Here is a 19,995-nt window from a genome sequence, read left to right on the forward strand (position 1 = left end):
CTCTACATATGTAGAGTTATGCCATGACCGCCTCCGGCCGACGCCTTTCCGCACAGACCGCGACCGTCCTGACGGCGCTCGCCCTGAACCCGCAGTCCTGGCTGTACGGGCTGGAAATCGCCGCCGCGACCGGGCTGAAGTCAGGCAGCCTCTATCCGATCCTGATCCGCCTGGCCGAACGCGGCCTGCTGGAAAGCCAGTGGCTGGAGCCGGGCATTCCGGGCCGTCCGCCCCGTCACGCCTATCGCATCACCGCCGCAGGCAAGGCCGCCTTGCGCGCCGCCACCGCCGCCCGTCCCGCCCTCTCGCCGAAAGGATCGCTCGCATGACGCTTCAGGCCGTGATCGCCCGCCCCCTGATGGCCCTCGCCGCCGCCCTGACCCCGGCCTCGCGCGCGGAATGGTCACTGGCGATGCGTCAGGAATTCGAGGCGCTTCAGGACGGACCGGGATCGCTGGCCTGGGCCTCAGGATGCCTCGCCAGTTCGCTCGGCTGGCGGATGCGGGCCGAGGCGCCGTTCGGCGTCGGGTTCATGGTCGCCGTTCTGGCGGGAAGCTGGCTCCTGTTCCCCCTGGCTTTCAATCTGATGTACCCGTTCGTCGCGCCGGACTGGGTGGGGCCGGTCAGCACCGCAAACGCGGCCCTGCAAGCCCTCGCCTCTTTGGTTCTGGCCCTCGCATGGCCGCGCCGGGCCATCCTCGCAGGCCTGCTTGTGCCATTCCTTTGGCAAGACGGCGCGATGCCCAGGTTCTTCCTGATCCTGCTCAAGCCGGTCCTGTCCAACCCGTGGATCCGGCCCAGCAATGATCCGGATATTCTGAGCGTCGTGTACGCGCTCCAGTTCCTGTTCGACGGAATGTGGCCCTGCATTGTCGGCGCAGCCCTCGGCTGGAGCATACGGCGGGTCTGGCCGGCGCGCCGAACCGCCGTCGCCTGAGACCTAGTTCGCCGCCTTCTTCCGCCGCGGCTGCTTGCGCCGTGCGGGCTGGGGGGCCGCCGTCAGTTCGGCCAGTTTGGCGAAGGGCGAGTCCTTGATCACCACCGGCTTCCCCGGCCGGTCCGGCTGCTGGGCGCGGGTGGCCTTCAAAGCCGCCAGCAGCGCCCCGGCCTCCCCCGCCTTCAGCCCCAGCTCGGTCAGGACGTCGTCAGGGATATTGCCCTTGCCCGCCGCATGCTTCGCCTCGGCCAGCTTCTCCAGCAGCTCGACCGGCGCCGACCACCGTCCGACCGACCGCCGACCGAACGCTGAAAGCGCCCGCACCGAAGGCCCCGGGATCGGCAGCAGCGCCAGCCCCTCGCCCGACACGCGGAACGGCTCGTTCGCCGCGAAGGCCTGGGCCATCGTCCGCCCCCGCGCCTTCAGCACGCCCGGCAGCCACACCGAATGGGCCCCGACCCGAATGGCGAAGGTCTTGATCGTGCGCCGCTCGACCTGACTCAGCGCCGCCAGATCGCGCTCGACGTCGCGCCGGTCGATGATCCCCCCGGCCTCCAGCAGGCGGAAGGCGATGCCGCGCGGCAGCCCCTTCAGCCCCCCACTCTCGACCGCCTGTTTCAACCGCTTGAGATCGCGCAGCGCCCGCCCGGCTTCCGACGCCAGCCAGGCCTCGATGCGCCGCTGCGCCCGGTCGCGCGCCGCCTGCGGACCCAGATCGCCGATCAGCCGTACGCGCGGGCTGAAGGGCTCGGCATTGATGATCTTCGCCGCCAGCGCCCCCGACCACAGCACCTCGCCCTCGGGCGTCACCGCAAAGGCCTCGTCCGGATCGGCCGCCAACCGCCCCAGCCGCCGCGTAATCTCCGGCGCCACCGCCCGCAGGGCTGCCGCCTTCAGCGTCCGGTCGGCGAGCAGCGACCCGCCGGTCTGGCCCGCGAAACTGACACCCTCCAGATGGCCGACCGCCTCCCCGTCCACGGTCACGACGCCGTCCTCGGCCACCTCGGCCAGGGTCCCTGCCCGGTCGTTCAGCGACCGCATCAGGGCCGTGGTCTTGCGATCCACGAACCGCGCCGTCAGCCGTTCGTGCAGCACGTCGGACAGCCGGTCCTCCAGCGCCCGCGTCTTCTCACGCCACCCCTTGGCCTGATCCAGCCAGTCGGGTCGCGCCGCGATATAGGACAGCGTCCGCACGCCGCTCAGCCGCGCCGACAACTGGTCGATCTGGCCGTCGTCGCGATCCAGTTCGGCGAAGCGCGGCGCCATCCAGTCATCGGTCAGCCGCCCGCGCTTGCCGGTCAGGGCGTGGAAGATATCCCGCGACAGCCGCGCATGCTCATCCAGCGTCGTCTTCTGGAAGTCCGGCAGCTGACAGCATTCCCACAGCCGCATGATCGTCCCACGCGACCGGCTGATCCGCTTGATCTCCTCGTCCTGCATCGCCCGGCGCAGCAGGGTCTCGTCCAGCGCCTGGGCCGTCAGCTTCAGCCCCGCCCGCTCCGGCGTCTTCGTCAGCGACCGCAGCAGGTCCGGCAGGGTGTCGAAGTCGAGCCGGGCGTTGCGCCACTCCGCCGCCTGCACCGGATCGAACTGGTGCGACACCACCTGTTCGACCAGATCCTCGTCCAGCTCCTCGCACTCGCCGGTGACGCCGAAGGTGCCATCGCGCACGTGGCGTCCGGCCCGGCCGGCGATCTGGGCGATCTCATGGGCGTGCAGCCAGCGCGTCCTTCGACCATCGAACTTCCTCATTCCCGCGAAGGCCACATGGTCGACGTCCATGTTCAGCCCCATGCCGATGGCGTCGGTGGCGACCAGAAAGTCCACCTCCCCCGACTGGAACAGAGCCACCTGGGCGTTGCGGGTACGGGGGCTCAAGGATCCCATCACCACTGCCGCCCCGCCCCTCTGACGCCGGATCAGCTCGGCGATGGCGTAGACCTGATCCGTGCTAAACGCGACGATGGCCGACCGGCGCGGCAGACGCGTCAGCTTCTTCGATCCGGCATAGGTCAGATGCGACAGACGCTCGCGGGTGACGATCTCCAGATCCGGGATCAACCGCCGCATCAGGGGCGCCATCGTCCCGGCGCCGAGGAACATGGTCTCGAACTTGCCGCGCGCATGCAGCATCCGGTTGGTGAAGACATGGCCCCGCTCCGGGTCGGCGACCAGCTGGATCTCGTCGACGGCGAGGAACTCGACCTCCCGCTCCAGCGGCATGGCTTCCACCGTGCAGACCCAGTAGTGGGGCCGCGTCGGGATGATCTTTTCCTCGCCGGTGATCAGGGCCACGGCGGAGGCGCCGCGCAGCTTGACGATCCGCTCATAGATCTCGCGCGCCAGCAGCCTCAGGGGCAGGCCGATCATGCCCGAGGCGTGACCCAGCATCCGTTCGACCGCGAGGTGGGTCTTTCCGGTGTTGGTCGGGCCCAGCACCGCGACGACGCGGGAGGGGCCAAGGCCGGTGGGGCGATCACTCATGACCTTCATAAGGTGGCGATTCTGTTTCGGTTGCTCAAGCGGCGCAGCGCGCATGGGAGCAACGCTTTGCCCGCCTCGCCCGTTAGACCGGCCTCGGGGGTGGAGTGGAGGCTTTCTATGCGTATCCCCGTAACCGTGGCGCTTGCCGCCGCCTCGGCGTTTCTGGCGCTCGGCCAGCCCGTCCTGGCCCAGACCGCAGCAGCCCAGACGGCCGACGCCCCCGGCACGGTCGTCCGCGCCGGCGACGACAGCCTGACCTGCTCGCAGATGGCCGACGAAGCCGCGACGATCAGCGCCTCGATGGGCGAAGAAGGGCCCGGACTTCTGGGCCGCGCCGCCGGCATCGCCCGCGCGGGCGCCTCGATGCTGGTTCCCGGCGCCGGTCTGGCCCTTGCGGGCGCCGACGCCCTGACCAGCTCGGGAAAGGACAAGAAGGAAGCGGAGGCCCACGCCAAACGCGACCGCTGGAACTATCTGAACGGCCTCTACGCCGGACGCGGCTGCGGCGAGACCGCTTCACAGACAGCTGTGGCTCAACCCGCCCAGACCTCAACCCAGACCGCCTCGGAGACCGCTCCCGCCACGACCCCGACGACGACGCCCGCTCCCGTGGTCGCGCCGGTCGTCGCGCCCGTGGTCGCCCCGGCGATCAGCCCGGCCTTCGTCAGGGTCCCGGCGCCCGAGCCCCACTAGGCGAACAGCAGGTCCTCGATCTGGCCCAGCCGTTCCTTGCCGAAGAACATCTCCTCCCCGACCCAGAAGGTCGGCGCGCCGAAGGCCCCGCGCTCAACCGCCGCCGCCGTATTGTCCGCCAGCTTCGCCTTGATCGCGTCGGTCTGGGCGAGCGTCAGCAGCCGTTCGGCTTCCAGCCCCGCCTCGTCGATGACGCCGGCCAGCACGGTCGGATCGCTCATCAATAACCCGCGCTCCCAGAACCCGGCCAGCACCACATCCACATAGCGGTCGAACTCTTCGCCCGGCTGGCAGGCGCACAGGCCGCGCATCGCCAGCAGGCTGTTGACCGGGAAGTGCGGGTTCATCTGAAAGTCGGCGATCCCGTGCGCTTTCACGAACCGGCGGATCTCCAGCATCTCATAGTCGATCTTGCCCTTGATCCCGGCGAAGGCCGTGAAGGGCGCCTGGTTGCCCGTGGCCTTGAAGATCCCGCCCAGCAGACAGGGGATGACGTTGACCGTCGCCCCCGTCCGCCCAATCAGATCCGGCAGGGCGCGATAGGCCAGATAGGCGTTCAGGCTGGCGAAATCGAAGACGAAGTCGATGGTCTTTGAGGCTGGCATCACCAGGTCTCCTTCCAGGGGCGCAGGTCCAGTTCGAACGTCCAGGCGCTGCGATGCTGACGGTGCAGCCAGACGTAATTCTTCGCGAGCTCATCGGGCCTGAGGATTTCGTCGGCGGCCAGCCTCGCCTCCGCGTCCGGCACCATCGAGCGGATGAAGGCGCCGTCGATCATCCCGTCCACCACCACATGGGCGACATGGATCCCCTGCGGCCCCAGTTCCCGCGCCATCGACTGGGCCAGCTGTCTCAGCGCCGCCTTGGCCCCGGCGAAGGCTGAGAACCCCACGCCGCCTCGGGTCGAGGCCGTGGCCCCTGTAAACAGGATCGTCCCCTTGCCCCGCGGCGTCATCACCCGCGCCGCCTCCCGCCCCGCGAAGAAGCCGGCCAGGGCCGCCATCTCCCAGACCTTGGAATAGACCTGGGCCGTGGTCTCGCGCACCCCGAAGCGGACATTGGCCCCGATGTTGAAGACCACGACCTCCAGCGGCCCGACCTCGGCCTCGATCCGGTCGACCAAGGCGATCATCTCCGCCTCGTCGCGCGCATCGACGCCATAGGCATGGGCCTCGCCGCCTTCATCGCGGATGGACGCCGCCAGCGCGTCCAGCTGGTCCAGATGCCGGGGCCGGCGCGTCACGCAGACCGCCAGACCGTCCTTCGCGAAGGCCCGCGCCACCGCCGCGCCCACACCGTCTCCGGCGCCGACGATCAGACAAACGCCTTTTGCTTCTCCCGTGGTCGCCATTTCGCGATCTCCGTTCGGGAGACAGTTTCAGATCGAAACGGAGAGGATGTCAAAGCCGGATCGGCCGCCCGGCTGTCCCGCCAGGAAACCCGATTAACGGCGACGCTTCAGGCGGCGGAACAGGCACGAAACGAATCAGGACCGAATCACCGACACGGCCCGATTCGGGGTTTGTTCCCTACAAGATATTGTATCTTAAGGCCGATTAACCACAAACCGAAATCCTCGCCACGAACGCGATATGCGGCTCGTGGCGGTCAGGCGCCGCATTACGGAAAACCCGGGGCTTTTCCCGCCCGTCTCGAACCGCTAGGTCGTCCCGGTGCGTGGCTCCGTAGCTCAGCCGGATAGAGCAAGGCTTTCCTAAAGCAGAGGTCGGGGGTTCGAGTCCCTCCGGAGTCGCCACCTCCCCTCCCCGAAGCCTCCCGCTCGGAGTTCTGATGAGCCGACTGATCTCGAAGACGCCGGTCTATGAAGGCTGGTCGAAACTCTACAAGGCGACCATCGAACTCGACTCGGGCGCGGTCATCACCCGCGAGGTCGAGGATCACGGTTTCGCCATCGCGGTCCTGCCTTACGACCCCGGGCGCCGCGTCGCCCTTCTGGTGCGCCAGATGCGCAACGGCCCGATGCTGGCCGGCGCCGCCGACCCCCACATCCTTGAGGTTCCCGCCGGCCTGATCGACCCGGGCGAGGACGAGGAGACGGCCGTACGCCGCGAGGCTCTGGAAGAGGCTGGAGTGACCCTCGGCAGATTGGACAGCATCGGCCCGGCCTGGTCGATGCCCGGCGTCTCCACGGAATGGATCGGCCTCTACCTCGGCGCCTATACGCTCGCGGACCGGGTGGCCCCGGGCGGCGGCCTGAAGGACGAGAACGAGGAGATCGAAGTCCTCGAGTTCCCCCTGACCGAACTGGCCCGCCTTCAGGACGCCGGGACTCTCAACGACATGAAAACCCTGGTCCTGCTCTCCACCCTGCGCCTGCGCCGCCCGGAACTGTTCGGCTGATCCGGATCGCCGGAGGGGGTTGCGGAAATCACGCGCATTTAGATCGGCTGAGACCGCCCGGCCAACCTGGGCGCCTGACACTGGCGGTCGAACATGCCAAGCTTTGACGGGCTTTGGGGGAACATATGACACTGTCGCCGCGGCTATCGAGCGTCCTGGATTTTTGGCGGTGGGCCGCGGCCTGGATCGTGGTCGCCTACCACCTCCGGCAACTCCTTCTTCCTCCCGTCATCGACTATTCGGGCATGCGAGTAATGCTCCTGCCTTTCGTTACGATTTCCGAGTTCGGGCATCAGGCCGTGATGCTCTTCTTCGTCATCAGCGGCTTCCTTGTCGGGGGCCTTACGCTCAAGGGCGCGGGTAAACGGGGCTTCAGCCTAACGGACTACGGAATCAAGCGCTTCAGCCGGATCTACGTCGTTCTGATCCCCGCACTGCTGCTTACGGCCGCTGCCGATGTGATCGGCATCCGGTTCTGGAACCAGTCCGGCATCTACACCGGCCTGCAGGGGAGCGAAATCGGCTCCATGATGTGGTCGGCCGTTGATCGCCTGAACCTCCAGACCTTCCTCGCAAATCTTTTCATGCTCCAGCGCGTGACGGCGCCCAGCTTCGGCAGCAACGGTCCGCTTTGGAGCCTCTCCTACGAGTGGTGGTACTACATGCTGTTCGCGGCGGTGGCCGCTTTCTGGTTCGACAAGCGCTTGGGCGTGCGCGCGGTCTGCGTTGCTTCAACCGTGGGCATGATCGCCTTTTTGCCCCTGCCTATTCTCGCTTGGGGCGCGTTCTGGGCTGCCGGCGTGGGGGTGTATGAATATCTGAGGCGCGACTGGTGGCGGCCGCCTCTCTGGTTGGGCATCGCCTTTTTCGTTGCGTCGATGACGGCGAACTACCTGAGCGGAAAGATCGAGTTCCCGGGAGATTCCTACATCCGCGACGCCATGGTCGCCGGCGGATTCGCGGTCCTGCTGATTTCCAGCCAGGGCGAGCGCCCCATGCCGTTCGCCCGCCTCAGCCACCACCTCGCGGAGTTCTCGTTCAGCCTCTACCTGATCCACTTCCCGCTGGTGATCCTGGCGGTTGGAATTCTGCATGATGCTTTTGGCTATCAGCTGGTTTCGTCGGACGGCTGGGTCTCTTTCGCCCTGCTCGGCGGGCTTATGGCGACGACGATCCTGATCGCCTATGGATTTAGTCGCCTCACGGAAGCTAGGACCGGTCGGTTCAGAGATTTTTTGAAGGGCTTGATCGAGCGCCCGCGGGATAAATCCGTCGCCCTTGAGCCGCCTCAGGCCTGATCTCAACTCAATAGAATGGCCCGTCCCACAGCCCGCATCCGATCTGCGGACATTCGACCAACCAAGCCTCCGAGATCTCCCATGACCGCGTTTCGCCTGGCTATAGCCACCCTCGCCCTTACGATAGGTTCAGCGCTTGTCAGCGGAACACCATCGCGGGCAGCAGCGGCAACGCCGGACAGCACCGCCTTCACCCTGACCACCGGCACGCCGCGCACGCCCGAACAGCTGGCCATGCGGTTCGACAGGGCGGATCTGGCCTTCAAGGTCATGCCGGACACGAAGACCATTGACGCCGTCGCCACCCTCGACTTCACCGCCACGGCCCCGCTCGACCGGCTGGTGGTCGAGCTCGACACCGTCTTCGCCATCTCTTCCGTCTCGGTCGACGGCCAGACACTCGACGCGGCTCAATGGACCAATCCCGACGGCCGAATGACCATCACCCTGCCCGCCCCGCTCGCGGCCGGCCAGACGGCGTCCGTCCGCATCGCCTATGCCGGCTCGCCGCATCAGGCGAAGAACGCGCCCTGGGACGGCGGCTTCGTCTGGGCCCAGACTGTCGACCGCAAGCCGTGGATCGCCACCGCCGTTCAGGGCGAGGGCTGCGACCTGTTCTGGCCCTGCATCGACCATCCGGAGGGCGAGCCAGCCCGCGCCGACCTTCACATCACAATCCCGTCCGACCTCTCGGCCCCGTCCAACGGCCGCTTCCTCGGGAAGACAGACAACGGCGACGGCACAACGACCTGGAACTGGTCGGCCGCTCACCCCGACACCTACGCCATCGCCCTGAACATCGGGCCGTATGCGGAGATGACCGCCGACTATCACAGCCGCTTCGGCAACACCGTGCCCCTGCATTTCTGGCGTCTGGCCTCCGACCGTCAGGACCGCGCAGAGGCCCTGTTCGCCGAATTCCCGAAGATGCTCGACTTCTATGAGAGCGAGGTCGGCCCCTTCCCCTTCGCCGACGAGAAGATGGGCGTGGTCGAGACCCCGCACCTGGGTATGGAGCACCAGACCATCAACGCCTACGGCAATGCCTACAAGCTGGACGGCAAGGGCTATGACTGGCTGCTGCAGCACGAGCTGGCCCACGAGTGGTTCGGCAACCAGATGACCAATGTCACCTGGGACGACATGTGGCTGCACGAGGGGCTGGGCTCCTACATGCAGCCCCTCTACGCCCGCTGGCTGAACGGCGACCGCTATATGGAGAGCGAGCTGGCTGTCATGCGGCTGGCGCTGCACAACACCTTCCCGCTGGTGTCGGGCAAGCCGCAGGATTCCGCGACCGTCTATACCGACGCCACTGGCCCGGGACTCGACCTCTACAACAAGGGCGCCCTGGTCGCCCATTCGCTGCGGATGCTGATTGGAGACGAGGCCTTCAAGCGGTCCCTGACCCGTCTGGTCTACGGCCGCCCCGATCCCCGCCCAGGCAATTTCGAGCCGCTCTACGCCTCGACGCCCGACTTCATCCGCATCGTCAATGAAGAGAGCCACAAGGATCTCGGCTGGTTCTTCGCCACCTATGTCTATCAGGCGGCCCTGCCGAAACTGGTCCTGACCCGCGACGGCGATCGCGCGACCGTGGCCTGGGCCGACACCGACGGCGCCTTCCCCATGCCGGTCGAGGTCGAGGTCGACGGCCAGCTGCGCACCCTGCCGATGCGCGACGGCCACGGCGACTTCACCGCCCCCGAGGGCGCCCACATCATCCTCGACCCGCACAACAAGCTGCTGCGCCAGCTCGACTTCATCGATGCCTACCAGGCCCGCCAGCGCGAGGACAGCGGCCCGGCGCGGCCGAGGCACTAGGCGGCCTAAGCCGCCGTCTGCCCCGTCATCGACTTCGCCACGGCCTCCGCCACCTTGATGCCGTCCACCGCCGCCGAGAGGATGCCACCCGCATAGCCGGCGCCTTCGCCCGCCGGGAACAGGCCGCGCACGTTCAGGCTCTGGAAGTCGGCGCCGCGCGTCATCCGGATCGGGGACGAGCTGCGCGTCTCCACCCCCGTCAGCACGGCCTGGGCGTCGTCGTAGCGCGGGATCTTGCGGCCGAAGACCGGCAGGGCCTCGCGCATGGCGGCGATCACATAGTCGGGCATCAGGGGCGCCAGATCGGTCGGGGTCACGCCGGGCTTGTAGCTGGGGATCACCTCCCCGAGCGTCGTCGAAGGCCGGCCCGCCAGGAAGTCGCCGACCAGTTGCCCCGGCGCGAAATAGTCGCCGCCCCCGGCCGCATAGGCCCGCGTCTCCAGATCGCGCTGCAGCTCGATCCCCGCCAGCGGGTGGTCGCTTCCGTAATCCTCGGGCGAGATGCCGACCACGAAGCCGGAGTTGGCGTTGCGCTCATTGCGCGAATACTGGCTCATGCCGTTGGTCACGACCCGACCCGGCTCGCTGGTCGCCGCCACCACTGTCCCGCCCGGGCACATGCAGAAGCTGTAGACCGTCCGCCCGTTCGAACAGTGATGCGACAGCGAATAGGCCGCCGCGCCCAGATCCGGATGCCCGGCGCAGGGGCCGAACAGGGCCTTGTCGATCCACGACTGCGGATGCTCGATCCGGAACCCGATCGAAAACGGCTTGGCCTCGATATGGACGCCCCGCTCATACAGGGTCTGGAAGGTGTCGCGCGACGAATGGCCGATGGCGAAGACCACGTGGTCGGCCTCGAGGAATTCGCCGGTGTGCAGATGCACGCCCCGCAACGCGCCCTTGTCCAGCTCCACATCCACGACCCGGTGCTCGAACCGGTACTCCCCGCCCAGCGCTTCGATCTTCTCGCGCATGGCCTCGACCATGGTCACCAGACGGAAGGTGCCGATGTGCGGATGGGCCTCGGTCAGAATCTCCTCGGGCGCGCCCGCCGCGACGAACTCGGTCAGCACCTTGCGCGCCAGGAAGCGCGGATCCTTGATCTGGCTGTAGAGCTTGCCGTCCGAAAAGGTGCCCGCCCCGCCCTCGCCGAACTGCACGTTCGACTCGGGATGGAGCTTGCTCTTGCGCCACAGCTCCCAGGTGTCCTTGGTCCGCTCCCGCACCACCTTGCCGCGGTCCAGGATGATCGGTTTGAAGCCCATCTCGGCCAGGATCAGCCCGGCGAACAGGCCGCACGGCCCCGCCCCGATCACCACCGGCCGCCGCGTCTCGCCCTTCGGCGCTACGGCCACCGGACGATAGGCCACGTCCGGCGTCGGCTTCAGGTGCGGATCGTCCCTGAACCGGGCCAGCACCGCCGCCTCGTCCCGCACCTCGACGTCGAGGATATAGACCTTGAGGATCGCCGACTTCTTCCGCGCATCATGCGCGCGCTTCCACACAGACCACGAGATCAGATCACGGGCCGGCACGCCCAGACGCGCGGCGATCGCGGCGGGCAGGGCCTCCGGCGTGTGGTCGAGAGGCAGTTTGAGTTCAGAAAGGCGCAACATCCGCGCCTTCTAACCGCTCGCGCCGCCAAACGCATGGGGCATGATGGGCTTACTAATTTGATGATACGCAGGTTGGGAGAACGGAGGGGGTGATCATGGAAGCAGATATGTTGGCAGCTACCCAGCAGGCGGCCGCCGCAGCTGTGTCCTCGGCTAATGCTGCTTGGTGGACGCTTGCCCTGAACGGCGTCGCAGCCTTCGCGGCAGTAGGCGCTCTTTGGTACGCGGTCTTGCAAGGTGCGAGAGCGGCTGTTTTCGAGCGTCGTAAGATCGGCAGCGTTTGCTACAACATCGGGTCAGAACTCGAGGTTGTTTCGACCAGTTACAGCGGCGACATAGGTGACAAGGAGGCTGAAGCAGCCAACGCTAAACATCTTACTGAAACGGGAGCCCTTCGGCGAGCACGAGCACAGTTGCTCGCCGCGAGCAACGTCGTCATCCCAGACCCTAAAGCTCAAGAAGAAGTCGGATATATGATTATGATCCTAGACTTCATAGAGGCCGATATTGCGTCCGGTAACGACGGTCAAGAATATCTGTCTGACGTTAATTCTGCAGCTGCTGTTTTCGGCCGCCTTGGACACAAATACCTCGGTCGACTTCATCCTTATCCGAACCTGCGCGACAAGTACTTCGCCAGCGCCAAATCTGCCATTAGCCCCGCAACCGCGACGGATACCCCCCTTAAACCGCCTCGGCCGTGATCGACTGCCGCACCATCTGACAGTTGCCCTGGGTGCTCAGGAAGGCGATGTCGGCGGCGTCGCGGCCGCAGGCGATGCGGACCAGACCCTCGATCGGCGCCAGCCCCGTCGGATCGACCAGCCACCACCCCGCGTCCAGATAGACCTCGAAGATGGCGTGGAAGTCCGGCGGCGTCAGCTGGTGCGCATAGGCGCTGACCGCCCGCGCCGGAATGCCCGAGGCGCGGCACAGGGTGATGCCCAGATGGGTGAAGTCGCGGCACACGCCGGCCCGGTCGATGAAGGTCCGCGCCGCAGTCGTCTCACTGTCCGAGACGCCGCGCTCATAGTCGATGTTCTCACGGATCCAGCCGAGGATGGCCAGCACCCGCTCGCCGCCCGTGGTCTCGCCGAACTGGCGCTGCACGAACCGTCCGAACTGGTCCGACGGGCAATAGCGGCTGGGCAGCAGGTACGGCAGGGTCTCGGCCGGCAGGTCGTTCCAGTCGTGCTGACGCACGCCTTCCGGCAGCCCCTTCAACGACCCGTTCTCGACGACCGCCTCATAGACCAGCGCCACCTCGCCCTCGAGGTGCGCCCGCAGCGTCCGCGCCCCGAAGACCGCATCCTTGTCCTCGTGGAAGACGACCGGCGGGTTGGTGGTCAGGCTTTCCTCGAGGATCGTCTGCCCCGGCCAGTGGGCCACCTCGATCTGATAGATGGCGTCCGTCGGCGGCTCGAAACGATAGACCAGCTCGGCGCGGACACGCAGCTTCATGGGGGCACTCTGCAAGGGGTTGTACTGGCCGCTGCTCAACGACGCGCGGGCGCGCGTGTTCCGCATCGGGCGGGCGCATAGACACGAGGATTGCGACGAAAGCTAGAGGGGGTCCTTACGCACCCCGGCGCCCGATCCCGAACGCCGCCTCAACCCGCCCGATCCAGCCCCTCACCGCCGGATAGCCGGACAGGTCGAACCCGCCCTCATGCGCCACGCGCGTGTAGGCGACCAGCGCCAGATCGGCCAACGACACCGCCATCCCCGCCAGCCACTCACGCCCGGGTTCGGACAGCCGCGCCTCCATCCGGGCCAGCGCCCCATGGCCCCGCTCCATCAGCCGCGGCTCGATCTCTTCCGCCGTCTTGCCGAGGTAGGCGCACTGGAACCGGGCCACGGCGACATAGGGCTCGTGGCTGTACTGCTCCCAGAACAACCACTCCAGCATCACCGCCCGGTCGTAGTCATCCACAGGAACGAGGCTCGTACTTTCGGCCAGTGCGAGGAGGATGGCGTTCGACTGGGCCAGCGGCCGGCCGTCGGCGAATACCAGTGTCGGGACTTGGCAGGCGGTGTTGATCGCGGTGAATTCCGGTGTCCGGCTACCGCCCGTCAGGATATCGACTTCGATCCAGCGATAATCACGCCCGAGCCAATCGAGCAACCACTTGACCTTCAAGCAGTTGCCCGAACGAATATCACCATAGAGAGTAAGCATCGCGACCAGATCAAGGATTAAGAAATGCGATATACTGATATCGCAATCTCAGCCTGTGCCCAAGCCGGATTCGGAATCACTCTGGATAAGCCCCGCTTATCCGTCGCAGATGTGGACGAACGGGTTTCGCCACAGTCTTCGCCACATTGTGGTCACAGGTTCAAACGAGACAGCACGCGCCGCCATGGTTCCCGGTCGGCGCCGCCATGAGCCTTGCCCGTGCGTTTCGCCGTCGCCGCCATCGTCTCTCTTGCCGCCCTCGCCTCTTCGGCCATGGGCGAGCCCGTCGCTTACGACGCGGTCGTCGCTCACGAGCGGACTGCTTCGGAAACCCCGGATACGACGATCGGTTCCAACGGCGACACGGATACGGATGCGGTGGCGATCGCCAATCTCACGCCTGAACAGGCCGAGCTGATGGCCGAAGATCCCGACTGGAACGCCCACGCCAGCCTCTATCATGCAGGCGGCGGCGGAGCGACGGGCAACGACAGCCTGGGCTGCCGCCCGGTAGCCATGCGCACCGTGGCCACCGATCCCCGCGTCATTCCCCGCCGCACCAAACTCTTCATTCGTGAGACGGTCGGCATGCGTCTGGCCGACGGCACCATCCACGACGGCTACTGGTACGCCTCCGACACCGGCGGCGCGATCAAGGGCGAACGCGTCGATCTCTACACCGGCAACGGCCGCGCCTCGATGCGCCAGGCCCGCCGCCTCAACCAGGCCACCCTGACCATCGTCCGGGTTGGCGCCTTCGACGGCTGCCCGCCCGCCACGACCGCCCCGGCGGCGCCGCTGCAGATGGCGTCGAACTAAACCGCTCTTTCAGGGCGACACGGAAAAGGGCGGCCGGTGCGAACCGGCCGCCCTTTCTGTTTTCAGACGCCTGTCTTCTAGACCTTGAAGGCCAGGAAGCCGTCGTCGACCGCGACGGTCGAGCCGTTGATGGCCGAGGCCGCATCGGTGAACAGGAAGGCCACGACGCTGGCCACCTTCTCCGGATGGATCAACTGGTGCGTCACGTGCTGGCTGGCGAGGGCCGCACGGGCTGTATCGTCAAGCTGGCCCATCATCGGCGTCTCGATGAAGCCCGGCGCCACGGCTGCAACGCGGATGCCGTATTCGGCCAGCTCCAGCGCGCCGGACCGGGTCATGGCGATCACGGCCGACTTGGCGGCGTTGTAGTTGAAGCTGCCCTTGGCGGCGACCGAGCCGTAGATCGAGGCGGTGTTCACGAACACCCCCTTCACCCCCAGCTTCACCATCGCCTTCGCCCCATAGTGGAGGCCGTAATAGACGCTGTGCTGATCGACCTCGATGACCTTCAGGTACGACGCCGGATCCATCTCCAGCAGCGACTGCACCTTGCTGACCCCGGCGTTGTTGAACATGCCGCTCAGTGTGCCGAAGGTGGTCACGGCGAAATCGACGAGCGCCTCGACCTGTTCGGCCTTCGACACATCGACCTTGAAGGCCTCGGCCTTCACACCCAGAGCCCGAACCTCTTCGGCGACGGCTTTCGCGCCCTCTTCATTGAAGTCCGCGACCACCACGTCGGCGCCCTTGCCGGCCAGGGCGAAACAGGCGTCGCGCCCGATGCCGCTGGCGCCGCCCGTCACGACAATGACCTGGCCCTTGAGTTCCTGTTCCATCAATACGCTCCTTCAGTGGGGGAGCGCTGGATATGGACCTGTCAGACAGCTGGCGTAACCGCCATCAGGAACACTTACGGTTTCAGAATTTCCGCTTGCCGCTGACCGTCTCGAAGAACAGGCGGAAATCGCCCATCAGGCTCCACAGCGGATACTGGAAGGTCGCGGGCCTGTTCTTTTCGAAGAAGAAATGCCCGACCCAGGCGAAGCCGTAGCCCACCACCGGACTGGCCGCGAACCACCACAGGCTGACCGTCAGCCCCAGCACCCAGGTCAGGATCACCAGCCCCGTGCCGACCACATGGATCCGCCGGCACATCCGGTTGGAGTGCTCGTGGATATAGTACGGGTAGAAGGCTTCGAACGAGGCGTAGCGTTCGCCGGGTGCGGGCTGGGTGCTCATGGGTGAAACCTGCGCTCCTGTCGGGTCCGATGCAAATCAGGCCGCCTCTCGCCCGGGCTCCGGTCCCAGCACCCGCCGGATGATCGGCCAGATATTGGCCAGGGCCGAGAAGAAGCCGACCACCGAGGCCACGATCTGGAACGCCTGCCAGACGCTCTGGAACACGGCGCCGCCCAGCACCCATTCGCTGATCGGGAACAGCACCCGGCTGATCCCGATCTGGAAGCCGGCATAGACCTGCGAATATTCGATCGACCGGTCGGCGAAGAAGGCGATCACGACCGCCGCCGACACCGGCGCCCACAGCAGAGGCAGCACCAGCAGCAGGGCCAGCAGCACGACCGCCAGCTTCGTTCCGACGGTCTGGTTCGACAGCAAGGTCATCACGACACCGACGCCCAGCGCCAGCCCGACCCCGCCCAGCACGAACGGCAGCACCCAATCCGCCGCCGCCATCATGTCCATGAACAGGCAGCCGATCAGGATGCCCGCGCCCGAGACCAGAAACCCGATCACCCAGGCGGCGCCATACTGGCCCAGCCGCCGCTTCAGATGCGCTCCACTGAACATGGCCGCCCTCTCCTCCACCCTCGTGGACGCCCCCCGGCGGATTAACCCTGCACCGCCCGGACCGGCCGCACAAGCCGCACGCCGTTCTCCGAAAGGATCGGGTAAACACCTGAGCCGGTTCACCACCTTCGCACACGGCCGCTTAAGCCTGTTCGCAATAGTCTCGCTTCCCATGAACGCCGCCTCGATCGCCAGCGCCGGAATGTCGACCGCCCTCGTCCGCTTCGAGGGCAGCGCGGCGCGCACGGCCGCCAATCCGCTGGAGAATCTGGCGGAAGAAACCGTCGAACGCATCGAGGCCAAGACGGCCTTCAAGGCGAACGCGGCCGTCCGGCGCACCGCCGATGACATGGTCGGCGCTATCCTCGACATCTTCGCCTGAGCCCCGTCCGACCGCCTGCCGAATTCGGTCCGATTTCGGGGCCGTCTTATGGCCGAGGTTAATAAGGGCTCATGACAGCCATTTAAGTTGAGACCCGGGGTCGGCGACCGTAGTTCTCCCGGCCTCGCAGCGCCCTGTGGCCTGCGAGATCCATCAACAGCGGCCAGTCCCGACCTTCAGGCGGCGAACCCTTTCGCACGCCCCGGCGGAGCCTTGCCCACTCCGAGGAGACCCTACGATGATCCACCACCTGTCCGTCAGCGCCCGCGATCCCAACGCCGTCGCCGACTTCTTCGCCGAACTGATCGGCGGCGTGTCCGTCGACTTCCCGCCCAACCCCGGCAGCCGCATGGTCTTCAAGGCCGACGGCAAGGGCACCGCCGTCGAGATCTATCCTGCCGGAACTGTCATGATCCCGAACGGCGAGCCTGGCTCCATCTTCATTCAGAACCCTGCCTCCGGGCCGGAACGCTCGCCCACCCATTTCGCCGTCAGCGTGGAGCACTCGGCCGAGACCATCCACGCGATGGCCGAGGCCCGCGGCTGGGAGAGCTTCGTCTGCGACCGCGGCGGCCATTTCCACGTCGTCGAGGTCTGGATCGAGAACGCCTGGCTGGTCGAGGCCCTCACCCCGGCGTTCGCCGAGGAATACCTGGGCTTCGCCAACGCCGTGACCGACATGGCCGACCCGAACCGCGCCCTGGACAGCCACCAGCCGCAGGAACGCACGCTCGAAAACGCCTGAGGCCCGAAGTCTGAGGGGGCGAAAACGGCGGTCCGGGGAGGGGCCGCCATTTTCGTCCCGGGGCTACGCCCGTCGGCGCCCCCTCAAATGTGACCACAATCCGACAGAACTGATGATTTCTGCCCCTGATCGGTTGCCAGGGCCGAGCCTTCAAGACTTATCGCCGTTCATATAGACGGAAGTTGTATCGTTACGTAGTAATACTTAGGTTATGTCGAACTCTGCGACGAAACTATGTTCGGTTAATCGCTGATTATCCTTCTTGTTCCATGTCGCTCGGAAGCGGTTCTTAATCCGGGGGACAAACCATGAAGACCAAATCACTGTTGCTGGCGTTTGCGCCAGTTGTTCTGGCGTCAGCGTTCAGCGCGGCCAATGCCGCCGAAGTCGAAAACACGGCCGCTTCCGGCGAAGCGATCCAGACCCAGTCCCCCGCCGCCCGCCCGCCCGCCGCCGCCCCCGCCGAGGCCGTCTTCTCGACCGGCGTGGCCCGCGGCCGTGACCGCCTCGACAGCGCGACCTCGACCAGCGCCTTGAGGCAGAACGAGATTCAGCTGCTCGGCGCCCGCTCCCTGGCCGACATCATCCGCAATATCCCGGGCATCCGCACCGAGTCCTCCACCGGCGACGGCAACTCGGCCTACACCATCCGCGGCCTGCCCCTGGCGTCCAGCGGCTCCAAATACATGCAGATCCAGGAAGACGGCCTGCCGGTCCTCGAGTTCGGCGACTTCTTCAACGTCGCTTCGGACATCTTCATTCGCGCCGACTTCAACCTTGCGGCCATTGAAGCGATCCGCGGCGGATCGTCGTCGACCTTCGCCTCCAACTCGCCCGGCGGCGTGATCAACCTTCTGTCGCGCACCGGCGACGTCAAGGGCGGCGCCATCCAGATCACCACCGGCCTCGACTACGACACCAACCGCGTCGACTTCGACTACGGCGCCCCGCTCAGCGACACCCTGCGCTTCCACGTCGGCGGCTTCTACCGCTCCGGCGAAGGCCCGCGCGACGTCGGCTACCAGGCCTTCGAAGGCGGCCAGCTGAAGTTCAACCTCACGAAGACCTTCACCGGCGGCTATGTCCGCCTGTCGGGCAAATACCTCAACGACAAGTCGCCCCAGTACCTGTCCGGTCCCGTGCGCATCACCGGCACGAACGACGACCCGACCTTCGAGAGCTTCAACGGCTTCGACGTCCGCAAGGACTCGATGCTGTCCGGCTACCTCCCCGGCGTCATCACCCTGGACGGCTCCAACAACCCGACCGTGATCCCGATGGACACGGGCATGAACGCCAACGTCAAGTCGATCGGTCTGGAGAGCCAGTTCACCGTCGACGACTGGACCATCACCCAGCGCGCCCGCTATTCGCAGATCTCGGGCGGCACGACCCGCAACCTGATCTCGGCCGTCTATGCCGGCAACGCCCTGCCCGCCTCACTGGGCGCCGGCACAGGGACCTTCAGCTACGCCACCGGCCCGCTCGCCGGTCAGGTCATCCCCAACCTCGCCACCGTCAACGGCAACGGCCTGGTGGTCGCCAGCTCGCTGAACCGTATCGACGCGACCAAGCTCGACAACTTCATCAACGACATCCGCGCCAGCCGCGCTTTCGAGGTCGGCGGCAATGAGCTGACCGTCACCGCCGGCCTCTACAACTCGATCCAGAACCTCGGCAGCGACTGGCTCTACGGCAACCACATCCAGCTGGTCGGCGCCGACGGCTCCTCGGCCCTGATCAACTGGACCAACGCCGGCGGCATTCCCCAGACCCAGGGCGGCTACCTCGGCTTCAACCGCTCGGGCAATACCGCCTTCTACCGCCGCAAATACGACGTCGAGTACAATATCGTCGCCCCCTACGGCTCGCTCAACTACCGCTTCGGCCGCTTCTCGGTCGGCGGCAGCCTGCGCTGGGACCAGGGCGACGTCAGCGGCCAGCTCTACGGCGCCGACCTCGGCGGCGGCCGCGTCGGCATCATCGGCTATGACTTCAACGGCGACGGCGTCATCTCGGTCGCCGAAGGCAAGACCGCCGTCACCCCGCTCGGCAGCCCCGCGCCCGTCGACTACGACTACGGCTATCTCAGCTATTCGACCGGCGTGAACTTCCGCGTCGCCGAGCCTTTCGCCGTCTTCGCCCGCTACAGCCGCGGCGCCCGCGCGGGCGCCGACAAGATCCTCTATTCGTCCAAGGTCAGCACCGTCGACGGCTCCATGCCCGACGAGGCCGACGGCTATGACATCGTTGAACAGCTGGAGGGCGGCTTCAAATACCGCCGCGCCAACCTGACCCTGAACGTCACCGGCTTCTCGGCCGACACCGAGGACACCAACGTCCAGGCCGGCGCCATCACCACCGACCGCAACTACACCGCTTACGGCGTCGAGGCCGAGGGCGCCGTCCAGCACGGCCCCTTCAGCCTGACCGCCGGCGTCACCTGGACCCAGGCCGAGATCGTCGACGACAAGCTGAACCCCACCGTCAACGGCATGGTCCCGCGTCGCCAGCCCGACTTCATGTACCAGGCCACGCCCCAGTACCAGAACCGCTACGTCACCATCGGCGCCAACCTCATCGGCGCCACCAGCAGCTACGCCACCGACAACGACATCATGACCGTCCCCGGCTATCTGCTGGTCAACGCCTTCCTCCAGTACCGCCCCGTCGAACGCGTCCAGCTCATGCTCAACGCCAACAACCTCTTCGACGAGGTCGCCTGGATCGAGATCACGACGCCGTCGGTTCCCGCGAACGGCGTGGGTCTGGGGCGAGCGGCGAACGGCAGGACGATCTCGCTGTCGGCGCGGATGGACTTCTGATCAGGGTGAAGAGCGGCGGC

At 66.5% G+C, this 19,995-nt stretch carries 20 protein-coding genes and 1 tRNA gene; 12 read left to right on the top strand and 9 right to left on the bottom strand.

Translation table 11 applies throughout. The annotated features are described in order from the left end of the window. Nucleotides 1-23: 23 nt before the first annotated feature. Together AC07U0_RS02120 and AC07U0_RS02125 are read left to right on the top strand one after the other, a co-directional pair. Nucleotides 24-329 (top strand): PadR family transcriptional regulator, encoded by a 306-nt coding sequence (locus AC07U0_RS02120; RefSeq protein ID WP_494718376.1) that lies wholly within the window; start codon nucleotides 24-26, stop codon nucleotides 327-329. After that, complete coding sequence (locus tag AC07U0_RS02125; RefSeq protein WP_494718377.1) at nucleotides 326-937, top strand: hypothetical protein; 612 nt, start codon at nucleotides 326-328, stop codon at nucleotides 935-937. The genes AC07U0_RS02120 and AC07U0_RS02125 overlap by 4 nt, the downstream gene beginning before the upstream one ends. A 3-nt stretch (nucleotides 938-940) precedes the next feature. Here AC07U0_RS02125 and AC07U0_RS02130 read toward each other — a convergent pair whose 3' ends face one another. Beyond that, entirely contained in the window at nucleotides 941-3,421 is a 2,481-nt protein-coding gene (locus tag AC07U0_RS02130; protein ID WP_494718378.1) for a helicase-related protein, read from the bottom strand. A 117-nt stretch (nucleotides 3,422-3,538) separates the two neighbouring features. Here AC07U0_RS02130 and AC07U0_RS02135 point away from each other — a divergent pair, with 117 nt between their 5' ends. Then, on the top strand, nucleotides 3,539-4,114 hold the full coding sequence (locus tag AC07U0_RS02135) for a hypothetical protein (RefSeq protein ID WP_494718379.1): 576 nt from the start codon (nucleotides 3,539-3,541) through the stop codon (nucleotides 4,112-4,114). Here AC07U0_RS02135 and AC07U0_RS02140 read toward each other — a convergent pair. Next, complete coding sequence (locus tag AC07U0_RS02140) at nucleotides 4,111-4,719, bottom strand: 2-hydroxychromene-2-carboxylate isomerase (RefSeq protein ID WP_494718380.1); 609 nt, start codon at nucleotides 4,717-4,719, stop codon at nucleotides 4,111-4,113. The two genes, AC07U0_RS02135 and AC07U0_RS02140, sit on opposite strands and share 4 nt — an antisense overlap. Then, nucleotides 4,719-5,465, bottom strand: a complete 747-nt coding sequence (locus AC07U0_RS02145; protein WP_494718381.1) for an SDR family NAD(P)-dependent oxidoreductase — start codon at nucleotides 5,463-5,465, stop codon at nucleotides 4,719-4,721. Before AC07U0_RS02145 ends, AC07U0_RS02140 begins: the two co-directional genes overlap by 1 nt. Before the next feature lie 328 nt (nucleotides 5,466-5,793). Here AC07U0_RS02145 and AC07U0_RS02150 point away from each other — a divergent pair. The 4 genes from AC07U0_RS02150 (at nucleotide 5,794) to AC07U0_RS02165 (ending at nucleotide 9,597) form a co-directional block, all read left to right on the top strand. Continuing rightward, nucleotides 5,794-5,870, top strand: a tRNA-Arg gene (locus AC07U0_RS02150). 35 nt (nucleotides 5,871-5,905) lie between these two features. Further along, nucleotides 5,906-6,475 carry an NUDIX domain-containing protein gene (locus tag AC07U0_RS02155; RefSeq protein ID WP_494718382.1) on the top strand — a complete coding sequence of 190 codons (570 nt, stop codon included), beginning with the start codon at nucleotides 5,906-5,908 and terminating at the stop codon, nucleotides 6,473-6,475. A 125-nt stretch (nucleotides 6,476-6,600) separates the two neighbouring features. After that, nucleotides 6,601-7,773 carry an acyltransferase family protein gene (locus AC07U0_RS02160; RefSeq protein ID WP_494718383.1) on the top strand — a complete coding sequence of 391 codons (1,173 nt, stop codon included), beginning with the start codon at nucleotides 6,601-6,603 and terminating at the stop codon, nucleotides 7,771-7,773. A gap of 81 nt (nucleotides 7,774-7,854) precedes the next feature. Further along, nucleotides 7,855-9,597, top strand: coding sequence for a M1 family metallopeptidase (locus AC07U0_RS02165; protein WP_494718384.1), 1,743 nt, complete (start codon nucleotides 7,855-7,857; stop codon nucleotides 9,595-9,597). A 5-nt stretch (nucleotides 9,598-9,602) separates the two neighbouring features. On the opposite strand, the gene AC07U0_RS02170 is transcribed toward AC07U0_RS02165, so the two are convergent. Further along, nucleotides 9,603-11,216: an NAD(P)/FAD-dependent oxidoreductase gene (locus AC07U0_RS02170; RefSeq protein ID WP_494718385.1), complete on the bottom strand. Its 1,614-nt coding sequence runs from the start codon at nucleotides 11,214-11,216 to the stop codon at nucleotides 9,603-9,605. Nucleotides 11,217-11,311: 95 nt separating this feature from the next. Between AC07U0_RS02170 and AC07U0_RS02175 the strand changes: the two genes are divergently transcribed. Next, nucleotides 11,312-11,920: a hypothetical protein gene (locus AC07U0_RS02175; protein WP_494718386.1), complete on the top strand. Its 609-nt coding sequence runs from the start codon at nucleotides 11,312-11,314 to the stop codon at nucleotides 11,918-11,920. Here AC07U0_RS02175 and AC07U0_RS02180 read toward each other — a convergent pair. Further along, nucleotides 11,901-12,677 (bottom strand): transglutaminase-like domain-containing protein, encoded by a 777-nt coding sequence (locus AC07U0_RS02180; RefSeq protein ID WP_494718387.1) that lies wholly within the window; start codon nucleotides 12,675-12,677, stop codon nucleotides 11,901-11,903. The two genes, AC07U0_RS02175 and AC07U0_RS02180, sit on opposite strands and share 20 nt — an antisense overlap. A 115-nt stretch (nucleotides 12,678-12,792) precedes the next feature. Beyond that, the gene (locus tag AC07U0_RS02185; protein WP_494718388.1) at nucleotides 12,793-13,395 is read right to left on the bottom strand and encodes a glutathione S-transferase family protein; all 603 of its coding nucleotides are present in this window, start codon (nucleotides 13,393-13,395) and stop codon (nucleotides 12,793-12,795) included. A 219-nt stretch (nucleotides 13,396-13,614) separates the two neighbouring features. Here AC07U0_RS02185 and AC07U0_RS02190 point away from each other — a divergent pair, with 219 nt between their 5' ends. Next, nucleotides 13,615-14,214: a 3D domain-containing protein gene (locus AC07U0_RS02190; RefSeq protein ID WP_494718389.1), complete on the top strand. Its 600-nt coding sequence runs from the start codon at nucleotides 13,615-13,617 to the stop codon at nucleotides 14,212-14,214. Between the two features lie 77 nt (nucleotides 14,215-14,291). Here AC07U0_RS02190 and AC07U0_RS02195 read toward each other — a convergent pair whose 3' ends face one another. The 3 genes from AC07U0_RS02195 to AC07U0_RS02205 all read right to left on the bottom strand — a co-directional run bounded on the left by AC07U0_RS02195 (nucleotide 14,292) and on the right by AC07U0_RS02205 (nucleotide 16,023). After that, nucleotides 14,292-15,050, bottom strand: coding sequence for an SDR family NAD(P)-dependent oxidoreductase (locus tag AC07U0_RS02195; protein WP_494718390.1), 759 nt, complete (start codon nucleotides 15,048-15,050; stop codon nucleotides 14,292-14,294). A gap of 82 nt (nucleotides 15,051-15,132) precedes the next feature. Beyond that, nucleotides 15,133-15,453 (bottom strand): Mpo1-like protein, encoded by a 321-nt coding sequence (locus AC07U0_RS02200; protein WP_494718391.1) that lies wholly within the window; start codon nucleotides 15,451-15,453, stop codon nucleotides 15,133-15,135. Nucleotides 15,454-15,489: 36 nt separating this feature from the next. After that, the gene (locus AC07U0_RS02205; protein WP_494718392.1) at nucleotides 15,490-16,023 is read right to left on the bottom strand and encodes a hypothetical protein; all 534 of its coding nucleotides are present in this window, start codon (nucleotides 16,021-16,023) and stop codon (nucleotides 15,490-15,492) included. Between the two features lie 172 nt (nucleotides 16,024-16,195). Here AC07U0_RS02205 and AC07U0_RS02210 point away from each other — a divergent pair, with 172 nt between their 5' ends. From AC07U0_RS02210 to AC07U0_RS02220, 3 genes are all read left to right on the top strand, one after another. Then, nucleotides 16,196-16,405, top strand: a complete 210-nt coding sequence (locus AC07U0_RS02210; protein ID WP_492946954.1) for a flagellar basal body rod C-terminal domain-containing protein — start codon at nucleotides 16,196-16,198, stop codon at nucleotides 16,403-16,405. 238 nt (nucleotides 16,406-16,643) lie between these two features. After that, a complete protein-coding gene (locus tag AC07U0_RS02215; RefSeq protein WP_494718393.1) occupies nucleotides 16,644-17,150 on the top strand; it encodes a VOC family protein in 507 nt (168 codons plus the stop codon). A gap of 308 nt (nucleotides 17,151-17,458) precedes the next feature. Further along, nucleotides 17,459-19,975 carry a TonB-dependent receptor domain-containing protein gene (locus AC07U0_RS02220; protein ID WP_494718394.1) on the top strand — a complete coding sequence of 839 codons (2,517 nt, stop codon included), beginning with the start codon at nucleotides 17,459-17,461 and terminating at the stop codon, nucleotides 19,973-19,975. The last annotated feature ends 20 nt before the right edge of the window (nucleotides 19,976-19,995 follow it).

It is taken from the genome of Brevundimonas sp. GW821-FHT02A10 (genome assembly GCF_059422025.1).